Source organism: Kitasatospora sp. MMS16-BH015, from assembly GCF_002943525.1.
Lineage (GTDB): Bacteria > Actinomycetota > Actinomycetes > Streptomycetales > Streptomycetaceae > Kitasatospora.
In genome coordinates this window covers 7,383,113-7,401,321 of the sequence record NZ_CP025394.1, presented here as the reverse complement: position 1 = coordinate 7,401,321, position 18,209 = coordinate 7,383,113, and the positions used below count along the sequence as shown (strand labels likewise).

The window sequence follows — 18,209 nt, the reverse complement described above, 5'->3', positions numbered from 1 at the left end:
GGACTGACGGTCCGACTTCCGGCGTACGCCGACCAGCCGCTCTACGACCGGAGTCTCACGACTCGTCACCCAGGTCTCGGGGAAATCCCTGGGAGGTCAGGGCCGGTCGGGGCTCTCCGCTGCGGCGCGGAGCGGCAGGCGCCAGCGGGCGGCGAAGGCGCGGGCCGGGTTGGTGGTGAAGACGCGGTGGGCCAGCTCCTCGCCGAACTCGGCGGCCAGGCGCGGGCGGAGGGCGGACACCAGGTGGGTCGGGCCGACCTCGGCCAGGGCGGCGGCCGTGGTGGTGTCGCCGCCGAAGAGCAGCTGGTCGGCGTGGCCGGATTCGATCAGGTCGGCCACGGTGTCGAAGAGGTGGTGGTCCGTCGCGTGGTGGGCCCGGGAGGGGCCGTCCAGCACCACGTAGGCCCCCGACTCGGCGGCCTTCCGGTGCAGGCGGGCGTCCGGGAAGCGGTTGAGGTGGCCCAGCAGCACCGACCGCGGCGGCACCCCGAGCTCGCCGCAGAGCAGCTCCAGCACCTGCAGCGGCCCCGTCCCGAGCTCGTGGTGCACGGCGATCGGCGCTCCGGTGGCGTGGTGCGCCTCGGCCGCCGCCGTCATCACCCACCGCGCGTGCCCGCCGAGCCCGTGGTACTCCCCCGCCGTCTTGATCAGCCCCGCCGGGGCCTGCGCCGCCGTCAGGTCCGCCACGAACAGCTCCGCCAGGTCGAGCGAGCGCAGCCACTCCGGCTCGTAGTGCCGCGCCTGGTGCAGCCCCGTCGCCCCCACCAGGTGCACCCCGGTGGCCCGCGCCAGCCGCACCAACTCCCCGCGCCGGCGCCCCATCCCGTACGGCGTCCACTGCACCAGCGCCCGCCCGCCTAGGGCGGCGAAGGCCCGCAGCTCGCGCTCCGCCGCCGCCGGATCAGCCAGCTCCTGGCCGGCCAGCAGGGGGCTGCGCAGGAAGAGGTGGTCGTGCGCGTCGCAGACCCCGAGCTCGGCCGGGTCGAGCTCCCCGAGCACCGTCCGGACGGTCGCGGGGTGGCTCTGGTCGGTGAGGCTCATCGCCGCTCCTCCCCCGCCTCGGCGAGGGCGGCGGCGGCCACGCGCAGGCCGGCCAGTGCCTTCGGGGTGCCGATGTACGGCGCGAGGTGGACGAAGACCTCGATGATCTGCTCCGGCGTCAGGCCGACCCGCAGGCTGCTGCGCACGTGCCCGGTCAGCTGCGGGTCGACCCCGCCGAGGGTGGCGAGCGCGGCGAGGTTGAGCAGCTGGCGGTCCCTCAGCTCCAGGCCGGCCCGCTGGTAGGTGCCGCCGAACAGGCTGGTGACCACCCAGTCCGCGAAGCCCGGCGCGAGCTTCTCCAGCCCGGGCAGCGAGGCCCGCTGGGTGGCCTCGTCCTGCAGCTCGTCGAGGAGTCGGTAGCCGGCCGCGCGGTCGAGCACGGCCGGGGTGAGGTCGTCCATGGTGTTGTCCCCCGTGGTGATGGTGGTGGTGTTCGGGTGGAGCGCGCCGACGTCAGGCGAGGAGCAGGGCCAGCCCCGCCCGGACCGCCGCCTCGAACGGCTCCGGCTCGGCCGCCGCACGGGCCAGCACGTGGCCGCCCTGGACCAGGGCGATCAGGGCCGCCGCCGCGTCGGCCGGGGCGGGCCCGGTGCGGAACTCGCCGCTCGCCTGGCCCTCGGCGATCACGACGGCCAGCTGCTCGCGCAGCCAGGCGAAGGTCTCGGCGACCGGTGCGCGCAGCCGGTCGTCGGCCACCACCTCCGGGTCCTGGGCCATCCGGCCGATCCGGCAGCCGGCCAGCACGTCGCGCTCGCGCAGCAGGTAAGCGGAGATCCGCTCGGTGGCGGTGCCGCCCTCGGCAAGCAGGGCGGCGGCCTCGGTGCGCTGCTGCTCGGCGCTGCGCCGGAGCGCGGCGGCGGCCAACTCGGGCTTGCCGGAGAAGTGGTGGTACATGCTGCCCTGGCCGACCCCGGCGGCCTGCTGGATCGCCTTGGGGCTGGTGCCGACGTACCCGCGCTCCCAGAGCAGCTGCTGGGTGCTCTCGATCAGAAGGTCCTGCGTCGTTCCCATGATCACACTGTACATACCAGTAGGTACAGAATTCGACCGCCCGGCCGCGTGGCCGAAAATCTGTCCGGAATCGGTGATATCCAGGTGGCACTCGGTGTCGTTGACGCCGTCATGATCACTGAAACCAAGATCCCCGAGATCTCCGAGACGTCCGACCTGACCGTCCGAGCCCTGACCCGGGTGCTCTACGGTGAGGACGCCGCGCACCACCACGAGCGCTGGCGCAAGCTCGTCAGCACGCCCCCCTTCCGACAGCAGGCCGAACTCGCCCGCGCCGACCGCCTCGACCTCTCCTACCAGCGCCTTCGCCTGATCGCCGAGGCCACCGAGGACGGCGAGCGGCTGGCCGCCGACCCGGTGGCCCTGGCCGCGCTGCACGAGTGGACGGCCCTGGTGGACGGCGGGCTGACCACGGTGGCCGGCATCCACTACAACCTCTTCCTCGGGAGCCTGGTGGACCACGACGGCGGTCGCGACCTGACGGAGTACACCGAGTTACGCCGCACCGGCACCTTCCTCTGCACCGAGCTCGAACACGGCAACGACGCCGCCGCCCTGGAGACCACGGCCACCTACCGGCCCGAGGACCGCACCTTCCTGCTGCACACCCCCCGCTCCGGCGCGCAGAAGTTCATGCCCAACACCAGCCTCAACGGCGGCCCCAAGAGCGCCGTGGTGGCGGCCCGGCTGCTGGTCGGCGGCACCGACCACGGCGTCTTCCTCTTCCTCACCCCGCTCACCGACGGCACCGCCACCCTGCCGGGCGTACGGGTGCGGCCGCTGCCCGAGCGGGTCGGCAGCCCGGTGGACCACTGCCTGACCTCCTTCGACCGGGTGGTGCTGCCGCTCTCCGCACTGCTCACCGGCGAGCACGGCCGACTGGCCCCCGACGGCACGCTGACCAGCACCCTCGGCAACAAGCGGAAACGCTTCCTCGCGGCGATCGGCCGGGTCACCACCGGCAAGCTCTGCATGAGCGCCGCCGCACTGGGCGCCACCCGCAAGGCGCTCACCATCGCCGTCCGCTACGGCCACACCCGCCAGGTGAGCGGCTCGACCCCGGGCCACCGGCTGCCGGTCTTCGCCCACCGCAGCCACTACGCCCCGCTGGTCGGCGCGCTCGCCACCACGTACGCGATGACCCTGCTGCACCGCTCGGTGCTGCGCGGCTGGGCCGAGCGCCCGGCGGGCGACCCGGCGGCGGCCGCCACGGCCGAACGGCTGACCGCCGTGGCCAAGGGCTGGATCACCTGGCAAGCCCGGGCGATTGGCACCGAGTGCCGCGAACGCTGCGGGGCGCAGGGGCTGCTGGCGGTCAACGGAGTGGCCGGGCTCGTCACCGACCTGGAAGGGACGATCACCGCCGAGGGCGACAACCTGGTGATCTGGGCCAAGGCCGGGGCCGAACTCCTCTTCCAGCACACCCCCGAGGAGCCGCCCGCCACCGCCGGGCGCGACCTGTCGGATCCAGCCACCCTGCTCGACCTGCTGGCCGCCGTCGAGCACCTCTGGCTCACCCGCGCCCGCACCCGCCTGCGCCAGGGCCCCTCCGGCGACCCGCTGGCCCGCTGGAACCACGCCGTCACCCCGGCCCTGCGCCTGGTCGAGGCGCACGCCCAACTCCTCGCCGCCCGCGAACTCGCCCGCGCCGCGGAGGCCGACGCCGCCGCGGACGACGTGGCGGACGACTCCGGCCGGGCCGCCGAGCCGCTGCGCGAGCTGCTGCGGCTCTTCGCCCTCCAGCGGATCGCCGAGCAGAGCGGTGACCTGCTGGCCCTCGGCCGGCTGACCCCGGAGCAGGTGCTCGACCTGCCCGTCCTGATCGACGGCCTCACCGAGCGCCTCGCCGCCCAGGCCATGCCACTCACCGCCGCCTTCGACCTCCCGACCGAGCTGCTCGCCGACCACCCGATCGCCCGCACCGACTACACCGGGGCCTACGACGACCCGGAGGGCCACTGGCACTGACCGCATCCTGCCAGGTGGCGCGGTGAGCCCGCGCCACCTGGCAGGATGCGGGGTATGACGTACCTCGCCGCCGACGACCGCTACTCCGCCATGACCTACCGCCGCGCCGGGCGCAGCGGCGTGCAGCTGCCCGCCGTCTCGCTCGGCCTCTGGCACAACTTCGGCGACACCCAGCCGCTGGAGGTGCAGCGCGCCGTGCTGCGCCGGGCCTTCGACCGGGGTGTCACCCACTTCGACCTGGCCAACAACTACGGGCCGCCGTACGGCAGTGCCGAGCGCAACTTCGGCACCCTGTACGGCCTGGACTTCCGCCCGTACCGGGACGAGCTGTTCATCGCCTCCAAGGCCGGCTACGACATGTGGCCCGGCCCGTACGGGGACGGCGGCTCCCGCAAGTACCTGCTGGCCAGCCTTGACCAGTCGCTGGGCCGGATGGGCCTGGAGTACGTGGACGTCTTCTACTCGCACCGGTACGACCCCGAGACACCCCTGGAGGAGACCATGGGCGCGCTCGACCAGGCCGTCCGCTCGGGCCGGGCGCTCTACGCGGGCATCTCCAACTACCCGGCGCAGCAGCACCGGGAGGCCGTCGCGCTGCTGCGCGAGCTGGGCACGCCGGTGCTGCTCAACCAGGCTCGGTACTCGATCCTGGACCGGGGCGTGGAGCGGGAGGGCGTGCTGGAGGCCGTGGGCGAGACCCAGACCTCGCTGATCGCCTACTCCCCGCTCGCCCAGGGCCTCCTGACGGACCGTTACCTCTCGGGTGAGGTGCCGGCCGGCTCCCGGATGTCGGTGGGCCACTTCCTCAAGGAGGAGGCCCTCACCGCCGAGAAGCTGGCCCGCCTGCGCGCGCTGGCCAAGGTCGCCGAGGGCCGCGGCCAGTCGCTGGCCCAGCTGGCGCTCTCCTGGGTGCTGCGCGACCCGCGGGTGGTCTCGGTCATCATCGGGGCCAGCAGCGTGGCCCAACTCGACCAGAACCTCGACGCGTTGGCGGCCGGCCCGCTCACTGCGGCCGAGCTCGCGGAGATCGACGCCCTGAGCGGCTGAGCACCGCGGACGGTGCGCAGCGGGCCCGGCCGTCGGATCGACGGCCGGGCCCGCTGCGTCCGCGGCGTCCGCGGCCTCGGCTCAGGCGGTGACGCCGCCGTCGACGACCAGGTCGTGGCCGACCGCGAAGGCGGCGTCCTCCGAGGCGAGCCAGAGGACGGCGGCCACGATCTCGGAGGTGGCGGCGACCCGGCCGATCGGGACGGCGGCGGCCAGGCGCACCGCGCGGTCGGCGTCGGTCTCGCCGGGGCGCAGCGACATGCTGGTGTCGGTGGCGCCGGGGCTCACCGCGTTGATCCGGACGCCGTCCTTGATGTGGTCGAGGGCGGCGACCTTGGTGAGGGTGGAGACGGCGGCCTTGGAGGTGGCATAGGCGGCCATGCCCGGGCGGCGGCCGTGCGCGCCGATGTTGGAGGCGGTGTTGACGATGGCGCCGCCGCCGTTGGCGCGCATGTGGCGGATCTCGGCCTGCATGCTGTGCAGCACGCCGGTGAGGTTGACGTCCAGCGAGGTGTGCCAGACCGCGAGGTCGAGGTCGGCCAGCGGGGCCGGCTTGCCGAAGACGCCGGCGTTGTTGTGGGCGATGTCCAGGCCGCCGTAGGTGTCGACGGTGGTGCGCACCAGGTCGGTCATGGACTGGGCCACCGTGACGTCGGCGACCACGGCGGTGGCCGTGCCGCCGTGCTCCTTCACCAAGCGCACGGTCTCCTCCAGCGGCTCCGGGCTGGAGCCGGCCACCACCACCGAGGCACCCTCGCGGGCGAAGGCGAGGGCGCTGGCCCGGCCGATGCCGGAGCCGGCGCCGGTGACGATGACGATCTTGTCGGTGAAGCGGGCGTTCATCAGTGCGTGCTCCTTGGTGTGTCGAATGACTGTGCGTCAGCCATCGTGCCGCACCCGGGTGGGGCGCAGCAGTAGAAGGGCGGCGACCGCGGCCACCGCGAAGGCCACCGCCGCGACGGCGAAGGCGAAGCCGTATCCGGCGGTCTGGGCGGCGAGTTGGCCGGTGCCGTGGGTGAGCGAGCGGCTGGTGCGGCCGGCCGCCAGGGTGACCAGCACGGCGAGGCCGACGGCGGGGCCGGCCTCCAGCGCGGTGTTCACCACCGAGCCGGCCAGGCCGGCCTGTCCGGGCGGCACGTCGGTGGTGGCGGCCACCGTGGAGCCGGCGAAGACCAGCACCGCGCCGGCCGGGAAGATCAGCAGCCCGGCGAGCATCCGGCCCGGGTAGGGCGAGTCGGTGCCGAGCGTGCTCAGCACCGCGAGCCCGACCGCCGCCGCCGCCAGGCCGCCGACCAGCACCGGGCGCGGGCCGAACCTGCCGATCAGCGGGCCGGCCCCGAGGCCGCCGACCAGCACCAGGGTGAGGCCGAACGGGACGAACACCGCCGAGGTCTCCAAGGCCGAGTACCCGCGCACCTGTTGGAAGTAGAGCGCGAGCATGAAGAAGATGGTGGTGATGCCGGCCGAGCCGAGGAAGACGGCCACCAGCGCCACCGCCCGGCGCGGCGAGGCGAGGAAGGAGAGCGGCAGCAGCGGCTGCGGCACCCGGGCCTCGACCAGCCCGAAGGCGATCAGCAGCACCAGGCCGCCGATGATGGTGACCAGCGGCGCGGGGGCCGTCCAGCCCTGGTCCGGGGCCTCCACCAGACCGTAACTGAGCGCCGCGATACCGGCGGTGACCAGCACGGCGCCCCAGACGTCCAGCCGCCCGCCGCCGCGCGGGGCGGGCCCGGCGGGCAGCAGCCGGCCGGCCGTGGCCAGGGTGACGGCGGCCACCGCGATCGGCAGCGCGAAGGCCAGCCGCCAGGAATCCCAGGAGGCGACGATCCCGGAGATCACCATGCCGGCGGTGCCGCCGGAGGCGGCCAGGCCGCCCCAGAAGGCCATCGCCCGTGCGTGCCGGTCGGGTTCGGGATGCACCACGCTGACCAGGGCCATCGCCGCGGGCACCGCGAGCGCCGCACCGGCCCCCTGGACGAACCGGGCGGCCAGCAGCGTCCAGAGCCCGGGGGCGAGCGCCGCCGCCAGCGAGGCGGCACCGAACACGGCGGTGCCCTGGAGCAGCGTGCGGCGCGCGCCGTACAGGTCGGCCAGCCGGCCGCCGAGCAGCAGCAGGCCGCTGAAGGACATCGCGTACGAGGCACCGAGCAGCGCCAACGAGGCCCGGGAGAGGCCGAATTCGCCCTCGATCGCCGGCATCACCACATTGAGCACGCTCATCGCGAGGATCAGCGTGAACTGCACCGTGGCGAGCAGCGCGAAGGCGGGGGCCCGGCCCCGCCCGGACGCGGCGGCGTCCGGGCGGGCGGGGGCGGGATCCGCCACCGGGGTCTTGGTCACGGTGTACCTCCGGGACTGGTCGAGGGCTTGGGCGTGGGCTTGACGGTGGGCTTCACCGTGGGCGTGCCGGCCGGGAGCCTGATCGACTGCGAGTGGCGGAAGGTGTCGCGGGGGTCGTAGGCCGCCTTGATCTTCTGCAGGCGCGGGTAGTTGCCCTTGTAGTACAGGGTGTACCAGGGCACGCCGGTGGTGTTCACCTTCGCGTCGGTGATGTCGGCGTCCGGGTAGTTGATGTAGCAGCCGTCGGCCGCCGGCCCGGGCACCGGGTAGCCGCCGGTGTCGGCGAAGACCTCGCCGTAGACCGAGCGCACCCAGTCGATGTTCTCCGCGTCGCCTGCCGAGTCGGCCCAGAAGCTCTGGAACAGGCCCTTGTAGACCGAATCGCGCTGCGCCGAGGCGGTGTCGGCCGAGCCGACCGTGTTGATCTTGCCGCCGTAGGAGAGCAGCACGACCATCGAGGCCGGGTTGACGTGGTCGGTGCGGGTCAACTGCCGGTACAGGGTGGCCGCCTGGGCCGCGCTGAGATTGCGGCGCAGGTACGCGGACTTGTGGTGGCCGCGCAGGGTGGGGCTGGTCAGCGTCGGGTTGCTGGTGCCGAGCAGCTTCACCGAGGTCAGCCAGGGCAGCCGCTGGGGCGTGAACAGGTGCGGCATCGGGCCGAGTTCGCCGATCGGCCCGGTGGCGGGCTTGGCGGCGGAGGAGGGCAGGCCCGCGGTGACGTAGGCCAGGAAGTCGGCCAGCACCTGGTCGGCGCCGGGCACCCCGGCGTCGATCTGGGTGAGCAGGCCGATCGAGCCGTTGGACTGGTGGTTCATCATCAGGAAGCTGCACAGCGAGGCGGCCGGCGAGTTCGGGTCGCCGTTCTTCGTGTGCCAGTCACCGAAGTTGAGCACCAGCGAGGTGAACGCGTCCTTGTCCAGCTCGCTCCAGGGCAGCGCGATCGCGCTCACCAGCACCTCGGCCGGCGGCTTGATCAGCTGGCCGGCCGGGTCGGTGCCGGTGGCGCCCGGGCTGCGGAACCAGTACCGGGTGATGACGCCGAAGTTGCCGCCACCGCCACCGGTGGTGGCCCACCAGAGGTCGCGGTTGGGGTCGGCCGCCTCGCGGGTGGCGATCACGCTGCGCGCCCGCCCGTTCGCGTCCACCACGACCACCTCGACGGCGTACAGGTGGTCGACGGTGAGGCCGTGCCGGCGGGAGAGCATGCCGTAGCCGCCGCCGCTGATGTGGCCGCCGGCGCCCACCGAGTAGCACATGCCGCCCGGGATGGCGACGCCCCAGCCCTTGAACAGCGAGTCGTAGACGTGCAGCAGGGTCGAGCCGGCGCCGACCTCGAAGGCCTGGAATCTCTCGTCGTAGCCGACGGTGTCGAGCAGGGAGGTGTCGATGACCACCTTCACCTCGGGGTTGAAGACGAAGTCCGCATAGCAGTGGCCGCCACTGCGCACGGAGATCCGCTTGCCGGCGTCGACCGCCTCCTGGACGGCCTTGACCACCTGCGCGGTGGTGCGGACCAGGCGGACGGCATCCGGCCTGGCCGTCCAGCGGGCGTTGTTTCCCACCGTCAGGTCGCCGTAGCGCGGGTCACCGGCCCGGACGGTCACGGCGTCCGGGCCTGGGGCGGCGATGTCGGCGGGAGAGACCGCGGGGGCCGACCCGGCCGGGGCCGCGGAGGCGGTGCCGGGGACGGACTCCACCGCGGTGGCGGCTATCGCCGCCGTGGTGCCGAGCAGCACACTGCGCCTTTTCACCTGAACTCACATTCCTTTTCTGTGAAGATCTCGACCGAGATCCTGTGAAGATCCGAATGTTGGACACCGACGGGCGATCAGACGCCCCAGATCAGGTCGAGCCCGAGATTGTGGGCGAACTCCTGGGTGCGGTCGACCGACCAGCGGTCGCCGACGGGCGCGGCGTTCCCCAGGTCCGTGGGATAACCGGCCTCGGAGAAGAAACGTTCGAATCCACCCGGGGTGGTGATCACGTAGAACCTCGCCTTGGGGCTCTCCACCACGTACGAGTGCGGCACGCCTCTCGGCAGGAAGACCAACCCCGAGCCCGAGAGCGTCTCGGTCTCCTCGCCCACGGTCAGGCGCACCTGGCCGCCCTCGACGATGAAGATCTCGTCCTCGAGATTGTGCAGGTGGCGCGGTGCGCGCTCGCCCTCGATCGCCTCGAAGTGCGAGATCCCCAACGTGCCGGCGGTCTCCTTCGCGGAGAGCTTGGTGGTGACCAGCGAGCCTCTCCCCCAGAGCCGGGAGACCCCTTCACCATCACGTCGCACCAGCGGTAACAGGCCGTTCAACCCTGCCGTCACAGAACCCTCCAGAGCCCGCGGGACAAGCCCGCCCATCAGGTCACCGGGAGCTTGGCATGCGATCATCACGCCGGGCAACGGCGGGCCGGGATTCTGTCAGCATACGATTCTGCGCCATCAGGAATGGCTGGTTTGCCGGCGATCGGACTGCCGGCCCGCACATATTCGTTATCGAACCATAAGGTTCGAGCGAATATTCCGCAGGCATGACGAAGGGGGTGCCCGCCAGGCGGGCACCCCCTTGGGTCTCTCTTACGGATCACGTCGGCCGCCCGCCCGGCGTGATCCGTAAGAGAGACCCCGGAATGTGACGGAGCGTCAGCTCACCGGGGTGTACTTGTAGCCGACCCGGCGCACCGTGACGATCGAGTCCCGGTACGCGGCACCGAGCTTGCGGCGCAGCCGGGCCACGTGCACGTCCACCGTGCGCCCGTCGCCGACGTGGCCGTAGCCCCAGACGGCGGAGACCAACTGGTCACGGGTGTGCACCCGCTGGGGGTGCTCGGTGAGGTGCGCGAGGAGTTCGAACTCCAGGTAGGTCAGCTCGAGTTGACGGCCGTCCACCCAGGCGTTGCGGCGCTCGGTGTCGACCGCGATGCCCCGGCCCCGGTCCGGCTTGCCGGCCGACTGGGGCGCGGCGGCGGTGGGTTGGGCCTGGGCGCCGGACTGGTGGGCGGCGGGCTGCGGGTGGCCGACGCCCGGGTGCGAGTGGCCGGCCGGGCGCTGGGCGGGCTCGGCCGGGACGAGCACCAGGTAGCCCACCAACGGCTGGGCGGCGGCCGCCGCCTCGCCGAACTGGGCCCCGTACTGGGCCAACAGGCCCTGCGGGATGGCGGATTGGGGCAGCGCGGCGACGACGGTGGCGCCGGCCGGAAGGCCCTCGACCAGGGCCGCCGGAGCGGGCTGGACGGCGGGCTGGGGCAGCACCTGCGGCACGGTGCCGTACTGCGGCGGGATCGGCGCCGGGTGCTGTGGGGCGACCGGGGTCGCGTAGGGCGAGGCAGCGGGGTAGCGGCGCTCGGCGATCGGAGTGGTGGACCGGACGGCGCGCAGGTGCGGGGTCGCGGCGGGCAGGGGAAGGGTGGCCGTGCTGGAGGACATGATGCAGCTCTTTCGCGCGAGGACGGTGGTGGGCGTCGTCTGCGCGTCGAACCAGGCGTACCGCAGGGGCTGAACCGAGGTCAGCGGGCGGCGAACCGGGACGCGCCGGGCAAACCCGGACACGTCTGGTCAAAGAGGTGCGGCTGTCGGGACGGCCAGAACGGCTCGAGGTCGTACCGACCCCGGGCGCTGTCCTCGACGTGATTCATGCCGCCATTCAACCAGATGAAGGCACCCCCGTGTGTCGTCAGGTCGCACGAGTTCGCGAAACAGTGCGAAGAACGCGTCACATTCGTGTGAAACCGGACGGTCTCGCCTCCGGGCGGAGCCCGACCTCACCTCCGGGCGGAGCCGGACATCGCCGCGTGCTCGACCAGACGGATCAGGAGCTCCTTGCCGTCCTCCCGGCGGCGCGCGTCGCAGAGCAGCACCGGCACCGCCGGGTCGAGGTCGAGCGCGGCCCGGACGTCGTCCGGCGCGTACACCTCGGTGCCCTCGAAGCAGTTGACCCCCACCAGGAAGGGGATGCCGCGCTGCTCGAAGAAGTCCACCGAGGGGAAGCAGTCGGCCAGCCGCCGGGTGTCGGCCAGCACCACCGCCCCGAGCGCCCCCTGGGCCAGCTCGTCCCAGACGAACCAGAACCGGTCCTGGCCCGGCGTGCCGAACAGGTAGAGCGCCAGGTCCGCCTTGAGGTCGATCCGGCCGAAGTCCATCGCCACCGTGGTGGTGCGCTTGGTCTCCACCCCGGTGGTGTCGTCCACCGGGCGGCCCAGCTCGCTCAGCTGCTCCTCCGTCCGGAGCGGGCGGATCTCGCTCACCGCGCTCACCAGGGTGGTCTTGCCCACCCCGAAGCCGCCGGCCACCAGGATCTTGAGCGCCCGCACGTTCCACGGGGAGGAGGAGGATTCAGAGAGCACGGAGGCCATTGATCACGTCTCGGAGCAGGCGCTCGTCCGGGTGCCCGGCGAACGGAACGGGTCGGGTCACGTGGATCAGCTCGGCCTCGTGCAGGTCGCCGAGGAGCACCCGCACCACGCTCACCGGCAGGTCGGTGTAGGAGCCGAGCTCGGCCACGCTCAGTGGCTCGTCCCGGCAGAGCGCCAGGATGGCCTGGTGCTCGGGGTCGAGATCCGGCGCAGCCGCCTCCGCCCCGGCCGGGGCGGCAGCTGCGGTGATCAGCGAGATGAGGTCGAACAGCCCCTCGTCGGTGGGCCTGGTCCGGCCCCTGGTCATCGAGAAGAGCCGCACCACCGGCCCCGCTTCGTCGTCGAACCACTGGTCCTCGACGGGCGGGCGTGACGGGCCCTCGGATCTCTCGTCAGGTGCGGCGTCCTCGATGGTCATCGCCTCGGTCTGCTCCCCGGGTTGCTACGCGTCCGAGCGGGGCTCGGCGGTGAGGTGCTCGCCGACCCGCTTCACCAACAGTGCCATCTCGTAGGCGATCTGGCCCACGTCCGACTCCGCCTCGCTCAGCACGGCCAGGCAACTGCCGTCCCCCGCCGCCGTGATGAACAGGTAGGCCTCGTCCAGCTCGACCATGGTCTGCCGCACGCCGCCCACCTGGAAGTGGCGGCCCGCGCCCTTGGCCAGGCTGTGGAACCCGGCCGCCACGGCGGCCAGGTGCTCGGCGTCCTCCCGGGCGAGCCCGCCCGAGGTGGCGGTGGCCAGGCCGTCGCTGGAGAGGATCACCGCGTGCCGCAGGTCCGCGACGCGTCCCACCAAGTCGTCCAGCAGCCAGTTGAGTTCGCCGGACGGCTGTGCCGGAGCGGTCATTGTTCGGTTCCTTCCAGAGATGGTGCGGGCTGTGCAGCCGGCAGCGCGGCCGGCCTGGGGGCCGGAGCGAGCGCCGGAGGTACGGGAGCGGAGGGCAGCGCCGCCCGCCCGGATGCCTTGGGACGGCCGGGCAGGACGGTGGACGCGACCCCGGTAGTGGGATCGGTCCCAGCGGTGGGATCGGGCACGACGCTGGGCTCGGGCACGACGGTGAGCGAGGCCGGCTGCAGCCGGTCTCCCCGCCCCCGCCGGAACCCGCGCTGGAACGAGGCGAACGCAGCCCGCGCCTCCTCCGGCGACCGCTCCCGCCCGCTCTCCACCACCGGCTCCGCCCCACCCTCGACCGGCCGCAGCTGCGGAGCCAGACTCGCCTGCCGCACCCGCCGGGGCAACAGCCCCCCGGCGGCCGGCACATCGGCGACGGGAGCGGGCCAGGGCGAGCCGGCCACGGGAGCGGCGGCGGCGGGGGAAGGCGACTCGGCGGGTGCCGGGTCGAGCGGAGTGGGAGAGGGCCAGGACGGTCCACCGGCAGGCGCAGCGGCAGCCGGCCCGCCCTCGGCCTGAGCGGGCCACGGCACCCCGGGCGCAGGCGCAGCCACGGCGGGGTCGCCCGGCACAGCTCCGCGGCTGGCGGCAGTAGCAGCGGCCGAGGCTCGGTCGCCGGCACGCAACGGAGCAGCGTGGGCAGGCGCAGCCACGGCGGGGTCGCCCGGCGCGACTCCGCGGCCGGCAGCAGTAGCAGCGGCCGAGGCTCGGTCGCCGGCACGCAACGGAGCGGCGTGGGCAGGCGCGCCACGACGGTCGGTCGGCGTCTCGGGAGTGGCGTCCGCCCGCCGGTGACGTCCGGTGACCGCATCGACCGCACCCGGCTCGCCGGCCGGGGGCACCGAGCCACGCGGACCGGCCTCGCCGACCGCGAGTGGCGCGCGACCGCCGCGCGCCGCGTCGGCCGCAGGCGCGACGGCGAGGCCGACCGGGCCGGCCACCGCACCCGCACCCGCACCCGCACCCGCACCCGCACCCGCACCCGCACCCGCACCCGCACCCGCAGGAGACTGTGCCCCCGCATCGACGTACGCACCCGCCCCCGCCGAACCGTCCGTGTCCTTGCTCAGCTTCAACCCCTCGCCCGGCCGCGGCGCGGTGGAGCGGCGGCGGGGCAGGCCGCCCGGGGTGAGGGCCGGGGCGGCGGGGGCGGCGGGACGAGGGCCCGTGGTGGGGCGGGGCTCGGCGGCGGGGTCCGGGGTGGCCGGGGTGTCGGGGAGGGGCGGGACGGCGACGAGTTCACGCTGGCCGCGGTGGGAGACCGGGCGGGCGGCGGCGGGCGGGGCGGTCGGCGAGACGGCTTCGGCGAGGAGTTCGCGCGGGATCAGCACCACCGCCGCCGTGCCGCCGTACGGGGAGGGGCGCAGGTGCACCTTGATCCCGTGCCGCCGGGCCAGTCGGCTGACCACGAACAGGCCCAGCCGGTCGGTGTCCGCCAGGTCGAACTCCTGCTCCTCGGCGAGGCGTTGGTTGGTCTCGGCGAGGGCCTGCTCGCTCAGCCCGAGGCCCCGGTCATCGATCTCCAGGCAGAACCCGTGCGCGACCACCTCGCCCTGCACGGTGACCTGGGTGTGCGGCGGCGAGTACACGGCGGCGTTCTCGACCAGCTCGGCGATCAGGTGCGTGACGTCCGCGACGGCACTGCCGAGCAGCCCGGTGCCCGGGAAGGGCCGCACGATCACCCGCGCGTAGTCCTCCACCTCGCCGACGGCGGCCCGCACCACGTCCACCATCCGCACCGGCTTGCGCCAGGCCCGCCCCGGCGAACCGCCGGAGAGGATGATCAGGCCCTCGGCGTGCCGCCGCATGCGGGTGGTCAGGTGGTCCAGCTTGAAGAGGTCCTCCAGCTCGGCCGGGTCCTCGGTGCGCCGCTCCATGGTGTCGAGCAGGGTGAGCTGGCGGTGCAGCAGCACCTGGCTGCGCCGGGCGAGGTTGACGAAGACGGCGGAGACGCCGCGCCGCAGCTCGGCCTGCTCGACCGCCGCCTCGAAGGCGACCCGCTGCACCTCGTTGAAGGCCCGCCCGACCTGCCCGATCTCGGCCGGGCCGAAGTCGAGCGCGGGGGCCTCGGCGGCCACGTCCACCGCCTCGCCGCGGCGCAGCCGCAGCATCACGGCGGGCAGCCGGGTGCCGGAGAGCTCCTGGGCGGCGTTGCGCAGCCCGATCAGCTCGCGGACCAGGCCGCGGCCGATCCGGTAGGAGATCAGGATGGAGACGATCACGGCGATCAGGCCGATCAGGCCGGCGATGCCCCCGCGCACCAGCTGGTTGACGGCGTAGGCCTTGGCCCGGGCGCCGATCGCGGCGGCCAGCCGGGTGTTGAGGGCGCCGAGGTCGTCCAGGGCCTTGGCCGCGGCGGCGTGCCAGGCGCCCGAGGAGGGCGACTGGACGGCGGCCACGTGGTCCTGGCTCTGCTCAAAGTAGTCCTCCATGCCGCGCATGGAGGTCCAGTTGTCGCCGGTGAGCAGGTCCTGGTAGTCGGTCTCGTCCTGGGCGTCCAGCTCGTGGGTGTAGACGCCCAGCAGGGCGCGCTGGTTGTGCAGCGCGTCCAGGGCCGTCTGCACCATCTGCTCGCCGGGGTGCGGGGTGGCCCGCAGGGCCTCCATCGCGGCGTCCTCCTGGGCCAGGTACTCCCGGGCCCGGACCAGCTCGATCAGGATGGTGCCCTGCCGGGGCAGCTGCCCGCTCTGCCGGTTGACGAAGGAGGTGCGGAAGCTGAAGACCGGCGCGATCAGGTCGGCGTACTGCCTGATCACGTACGACCAGCTGTTCGCCGCCCGGTCCACCTGGCGCCGCACCACGGTCAGCTGGTCGCCGGCCGAGAGCACGTCGGCCAGCCGGGCGCGCTGCTCGCGGCCGAGGCCGCCGCCGTCGGTGCTCTGCTGGAGGCGCAGCAGTTGGAGGTCGCGGTCGGTGACGGTCTGCGCCTGGCGGTAGGCCTCCTGGACGCCGGGGGCGGTGCCGTCGGCCAGCCGGAGCACGGCGGCCCGGCGCTCCTCCTGCAGGTCCCGGGCGTACTGGTCGGTGGGGGCGCCGAAGGAGCGGTACGCCTGGCTGACGCCGAGTTGGGCCCAGACGTCACCGGTGGTCACCAGGCTCGCGTACACCCAGAGTCCGGTGAGCGCGACGATGGGCACCATGAGCAGCGCGATGATCTTCGCGCGGATCGAGCTGCGGCGCAGACGCATGGGGTCCTCGGTCGGGAAGGCCAGGCGCGGACGAGGGAGGGGGTGGTGGGGGTGGGGAGGGGCCCGACGGCCCTGCCCGGCCGACGGATCTGCGCGAGCTTACTACTGTCTGACCACTCGTTCGAAGGGGCTTCGGCCAGGTTCCGGGCCACTGTCGTGATCATCCCGGTCTGTCCGGGTACGCCCGGGTGACCGCGCGGTCACAGCGCGCTGGCGGGACGGCCGCACCCGGTCGGCACGGGGGCCGCACCGGGCCGGCACGAGGGGGGTCGCCCGGTGTCGATCCTGGGCGAACGGCCCGAATGGCCTGTCCAGCACCCCGGTGATCCGGTAGCTTCGGGACCCGATTCCCGGGTGTGTGCGCGCCCGGGAGGCCCCGCGGAGCGTGACCTCACGACGGCCGGGGCCGGTGCGGACGGGCAGCGAGGGGGCCGGAGTTGCGCGAAGGGGGCGAACTCGCGGTGCCCGAACCGGCCGTCGGCGGGCTGGCCGATTCGGTCTACGACACGGCCGAACGGACCCCGGAGCTGGTGCAGTTCTCCCGTTGGGAGGACGGGCGCTGGACGGCGGTGACGGCCGCCCGGTTCCGCACCGAGGTGATGGCGCTGGCCAAGGGCCTGCTGGTGCGCGGGGTGCGCTACGGCGACCGGGTCGCACTGATGGCCACCACCCGGTACGAGTGGACGCTGTTCGACTACGCGCTCTGGTCGATCGGGGCCATCCCGGTGCCGATCTACCCGACCTCCGCCGCCGAGCAGGTGCGCTGGATCCTCGCCGAGACCCAGGCGGTGGCCTGCGTGGTCGAGCACGAGGACCACGCCATGACGGTCGGCGCGGTCTGCGACGCGCTGCCCGCCCTGACCGGTATCTGGCAGCTCGACCGGGGCTGCGTGGCCGCGCTGAGTGAGGACGGCCACGGGGTGCCGGACAGCCTGGTGCACCGCCAACGCCTGGGCGTGACACCCGAGTCGGTGGCCACCGTGATCTACACCTCGGGCACCGGCGGCCGGCCCAAGGGCTGCCTGCTCACCCACGGCAACTTCTCCGCCGAGGCGGACGCCCTGCTGGCCGGCTGGGGCGAGCTGATCAGGGACCCGAACGGCGGCCAGCCCGCCACCCTGGCCTTCCTCCCGCTGGCCCACGTCTACGGCCGGATCCTCCAGGTGGTCGCCGTCCGGGGCGGCATCCGGCTGGGCCACCACGGCCAGGTCTCCGGCGACACCCTGCTGCCCGCGATCGCCTCCTTCCGCCCCACCTTCCTCCAGGTCGTCCCCTACGTGCTGGAGAAGGTGCGGCAGCGGGCCCGGCAGGCCGCCGAGGAGGCCGGACGCGGCGAAGTCTTCGCCCAGGCCGCCGAGCTGGCCGTCGAGTGGGCCGCCGCCCGGGAGCAGCGCGCGCTCGGCCGGGGCCCCGGGCCGGGCGCGGCGCTGCGGCTGCGCCACGCCGCGTACGACCGGCTGGTGTATCAGCGCCTGCGCGAGGTCTTCGGCGGCCGGGTGCGCAGCCTGATGTGCGGCGGGGCGCCGCTGGGGCGGGAGTTGGGCCTCTTCTTCACCGGCGTCGGGATGGCCGTGCACGAGGGCTACGGGCTGACCGAGACCTGCGCCGCCGTGACCGCCAACCCGCCGGGCCGGGCCAAGTGCGGCACGGTGGGCACCCCGCTGCCGGGCGTCTCGGTGGTGATCGCCGAGGACGGCGAGGTCTGGGTGCGCGGCGCCACCGTCTTCACCGGCTACCTGGGCCAGACCCAGGACAGCAGCGACTGGTACGAAGGCTGGTTCGGCACCGGTGACTTGGGGCAGCTGGACGAGGACGGCTACCTCACCATCACCGGCCGCCGCAAGGAGGTGATCGTGACCTCCAGCGGCAAAAACCTCGCCCCGGCCGCACTGGAGGAGCGGGTGCGGGCCCATCCGCTGGTCTCCCAGTGCCTGCTGGTCGGCGACGGCCGGCCGTACGTGGCCGCACTGATCACCCTCGACCAGGAGGCGCTCGCGCACTGGCTGAAGACCCACGGCCGGGAGCAGCTGGACTCGCGCCAGGTGCTGGCCGACGGCGAGCTGCACGCGGAGATCCAGCGGGCCGTGGCCTCGGCCAACACCGCCGTCTCGCGGGCCGAGTCGATCCGCGCCTTCCGGTTGCTGCCAAGGGAGTTCAGCATCGAGCAGGGGTTGCTCACGCCCTCGCTCAAGCTGCGCCGGCCGGCCATCCTGGAGTACTACGCGGCCGACGTGGCGGAGCTCTACACGCCGTGAGGGCGGCTTGACACAGCTCGGTGTCAACTCTTGACGGTGGGCTTGGTCCAGTCCATTGTGTGGCACGGCCTGTGTGCGGCATGCCGACTCGTTCCCCTCCCTCGGGGAGCACTCCACCTGTCC

General features: G+C 73.6%; 15 protein-coding genes. 3 read left to right on the top strand and 12 right to left on the bottom strand.

The features are described from left to right. Window positions 1-96: 96 nt before the first annotated feature. From CFP65_RS31665 to CFP65_RS31655, 3 genes are read right to left on the bottom strand one after another with little or no spacing between them, the layout of a single operon-like run. Window positions 97-1,041: a phosphotriesterase gene (locus CFP65_RS31665; RefSeq protein WP_104819396.1), complete on the bottom strand. Its 945-nt coding sequence runs from the start codon at window positions 1,039-1,041 to the stop codon at window positions 97-99. After that, on the bottom strand, window positions 1,038-1,442 hold the full coding sequence (locus CFP65_RS31660; RefSeq protein ID WP_104819395.1) for a carboxymuconolactone decarboxylase family protein: 405 nt from the start codon (window positions 1,440-1,442) through the stop codon (window positions 1,038-1,040). The genes CFP65_RS31665 and CFP65_RS31660 overlap by 4 nt, the downstream gene beginning before the upstream one ends. Window positions 1,443-1,494: 52 nt before the next feature. After that, entirely contained in the window at window positions 1,495-2,052 is a 558-nt protein-coding gene (locus CFP65_RS31655; RefSeq protein ID WP_254552667.1) for a TetR/AcrR family transcriptional regulator, read from the bottom strand. A 111-nt stretch (window positions 2,053-2,163) separates the two neighbouring features. On the opposite strand from CFP65_RS31655, the gene CFP65_RS31650 reads away from it, so the two are divergent. Both CFP65_RS31650 and CFP65_RS31645 read left to right on the top strand, forming a co-directional pair. Then, window positions 2,164-4,020, top strand: a complete 1,857-nt coding sequence (locus tag CFP65_RS31650) for an acyl-CoA dehydrogenase (protein WP_174805587.1) — start codon at window positions 2,164-2,166, stop codon at window positions 4,018-4,020. Window positions 4,021-4,074: 54 nt separating this feature from the next. After that, a complete protein-coding gene (locus CFP65_RS31645) occupies window positions 4,075-5,067 on the top strand; it encodes an aldo/keto reductase (protein WP_104819393.1) in 993 nt (330 codons plus the stop codon). Window positions 5,068-5,148: 81 nt separating this feature from the next. Here the strand turns inward: CFP65_RS31645 and CFP65_RS31640 are convergent, their stop codons facing one another. From CFP65_RS31640 to CFP65_RS31600, 9 genes are all read right to left on the bottom strand, one after another. Next, window positions 5,149-5,910 carry an SDR family NAD(P)-dependent oxidoreductase gene (locus CFP65_RS31640; RefSeq protein WP_104819392.1) on the bottom strand — a complete coding sequence of 254 codons (762 nt, stop codon included), beginning with the start codon at window positions 5,908-5,910 and terminating at the stop codon, window positions 5,149-5,151. A 36-nt stretch (window positions 5,911-5,946) separates the two neighbouring features. Beyond that, entirely contained in the window at window positions 5,947-7,407 is a 1,461-nt protein-coding gene (locus tag CFP65_RS31635; RefSeq protein ID WP_254552666.1) for an MFS transporter, read from the bottom strand. Continuing rightward, window positions 7,404-9,158, bottom strand: coding sequence for an FAD-binding oxidoreductase (locus CFP65_RS31630; RefSeq protein ID WP_104819391.1), 1,755 nt, complete (start codon window positions 9,156-9,158; stop codon window positions 7,404-7,406). The genes CFP65_RS31635 and CFP65_RS31630 overlap by 4 nt, the downstream gene beginning before the upstream one ends. 77 nt (window positions 9,159-9,235) lie before the next feature. Then, window positions 9,236-9,691: a cupin domain-containing protein gene (locus CFP65_RS31625; protein ID WP_254552665.1), complete on the bottom strand. Its 456-nt coding sequence runs from the start codon at window positions 9,689-9,691 to the stop codon at window positions 9,236-9,238. 351 nt (window positions 9,692-10,042) lie between these two features. Next, entirely contained in the window at window positions 10,043-10,825 is a 783-nt protein-coding gene (locus tag CFP65_RS31620) for a winged helix family transcriptional regulator (RefSeq protein ID WP_305778265.1), read from the bottom strand. Window positions 10,826-11,160: 335 nt separating this feature from the next. After that, a complete protein-coding gene (locus CFP65_RS31615) occupies window positions 11,161-11,751 on the bottom strand; it encodes an ATP/GTP-binding protein (RefSeq protein ID WP_104819390.1) in 591 nt (196 codons plus the stop codon). Next, window positions 11,732-12,169, bottom strand: a complete 438-nt coding sequence (locus CFP65_RS31610; protein ID WP_104819389.1) for a DUF742 domain-containing protein — start codon at window positions 12,167-12,169, stop codon at window positions 11,732-11,734. Before CFP65_RS31610 ends, CFP65_RS31615 begins: the two co-directional genes overlap by 20 nt. A 24-nt stretch (window positions 12,170-12,193) precedes the next feature. Continuing rightward, window positions 12,194-12,598, bottom strand: coding sequence for a roadblock/LC7 domain-containing protein (locus CFP65_RS31605; protein ID WP_104819388.1), 405 nt, complete (start codon window positions 12,596-12,598; stop codon window positions 12,194-12,196). Continuing rightward, window positions 12,595-15,831, bottom strand: coding sequence for a nitrate- and nitrite sensing domain-containing protein (locus tag CFP65_RS31600; protein WP_104819387.1), 3,237 nt, complete (start codon window positions 15,829-15,831; stop codon window positions 12,595-12,597). The genes CFP65_RS31605 and CFP65_RS31600 overlap by 4 nt, the downstream gene beginning before the upstream one ends. A gap of 437 nt (window positions 15,832-16,268) precedes the next feature. Here CFP65_RS31600 and CFP65_RS31595 point away from each other — a divergent pair, with 437 nt between their 5' ends. Continuing rightward, complete coding sequence (locus CFP65_RS31595; protein WP_104819386.1) at window positions 16,269-18,086, top strand: long-chain fatty acid--CoA ligase; 1,818 nt, start codon at window positions 16,269-16,271, stop codon at window positions 18,084-18,086. Window positions 18,087-18,209 lie beyond the last annotated feature (123 nt).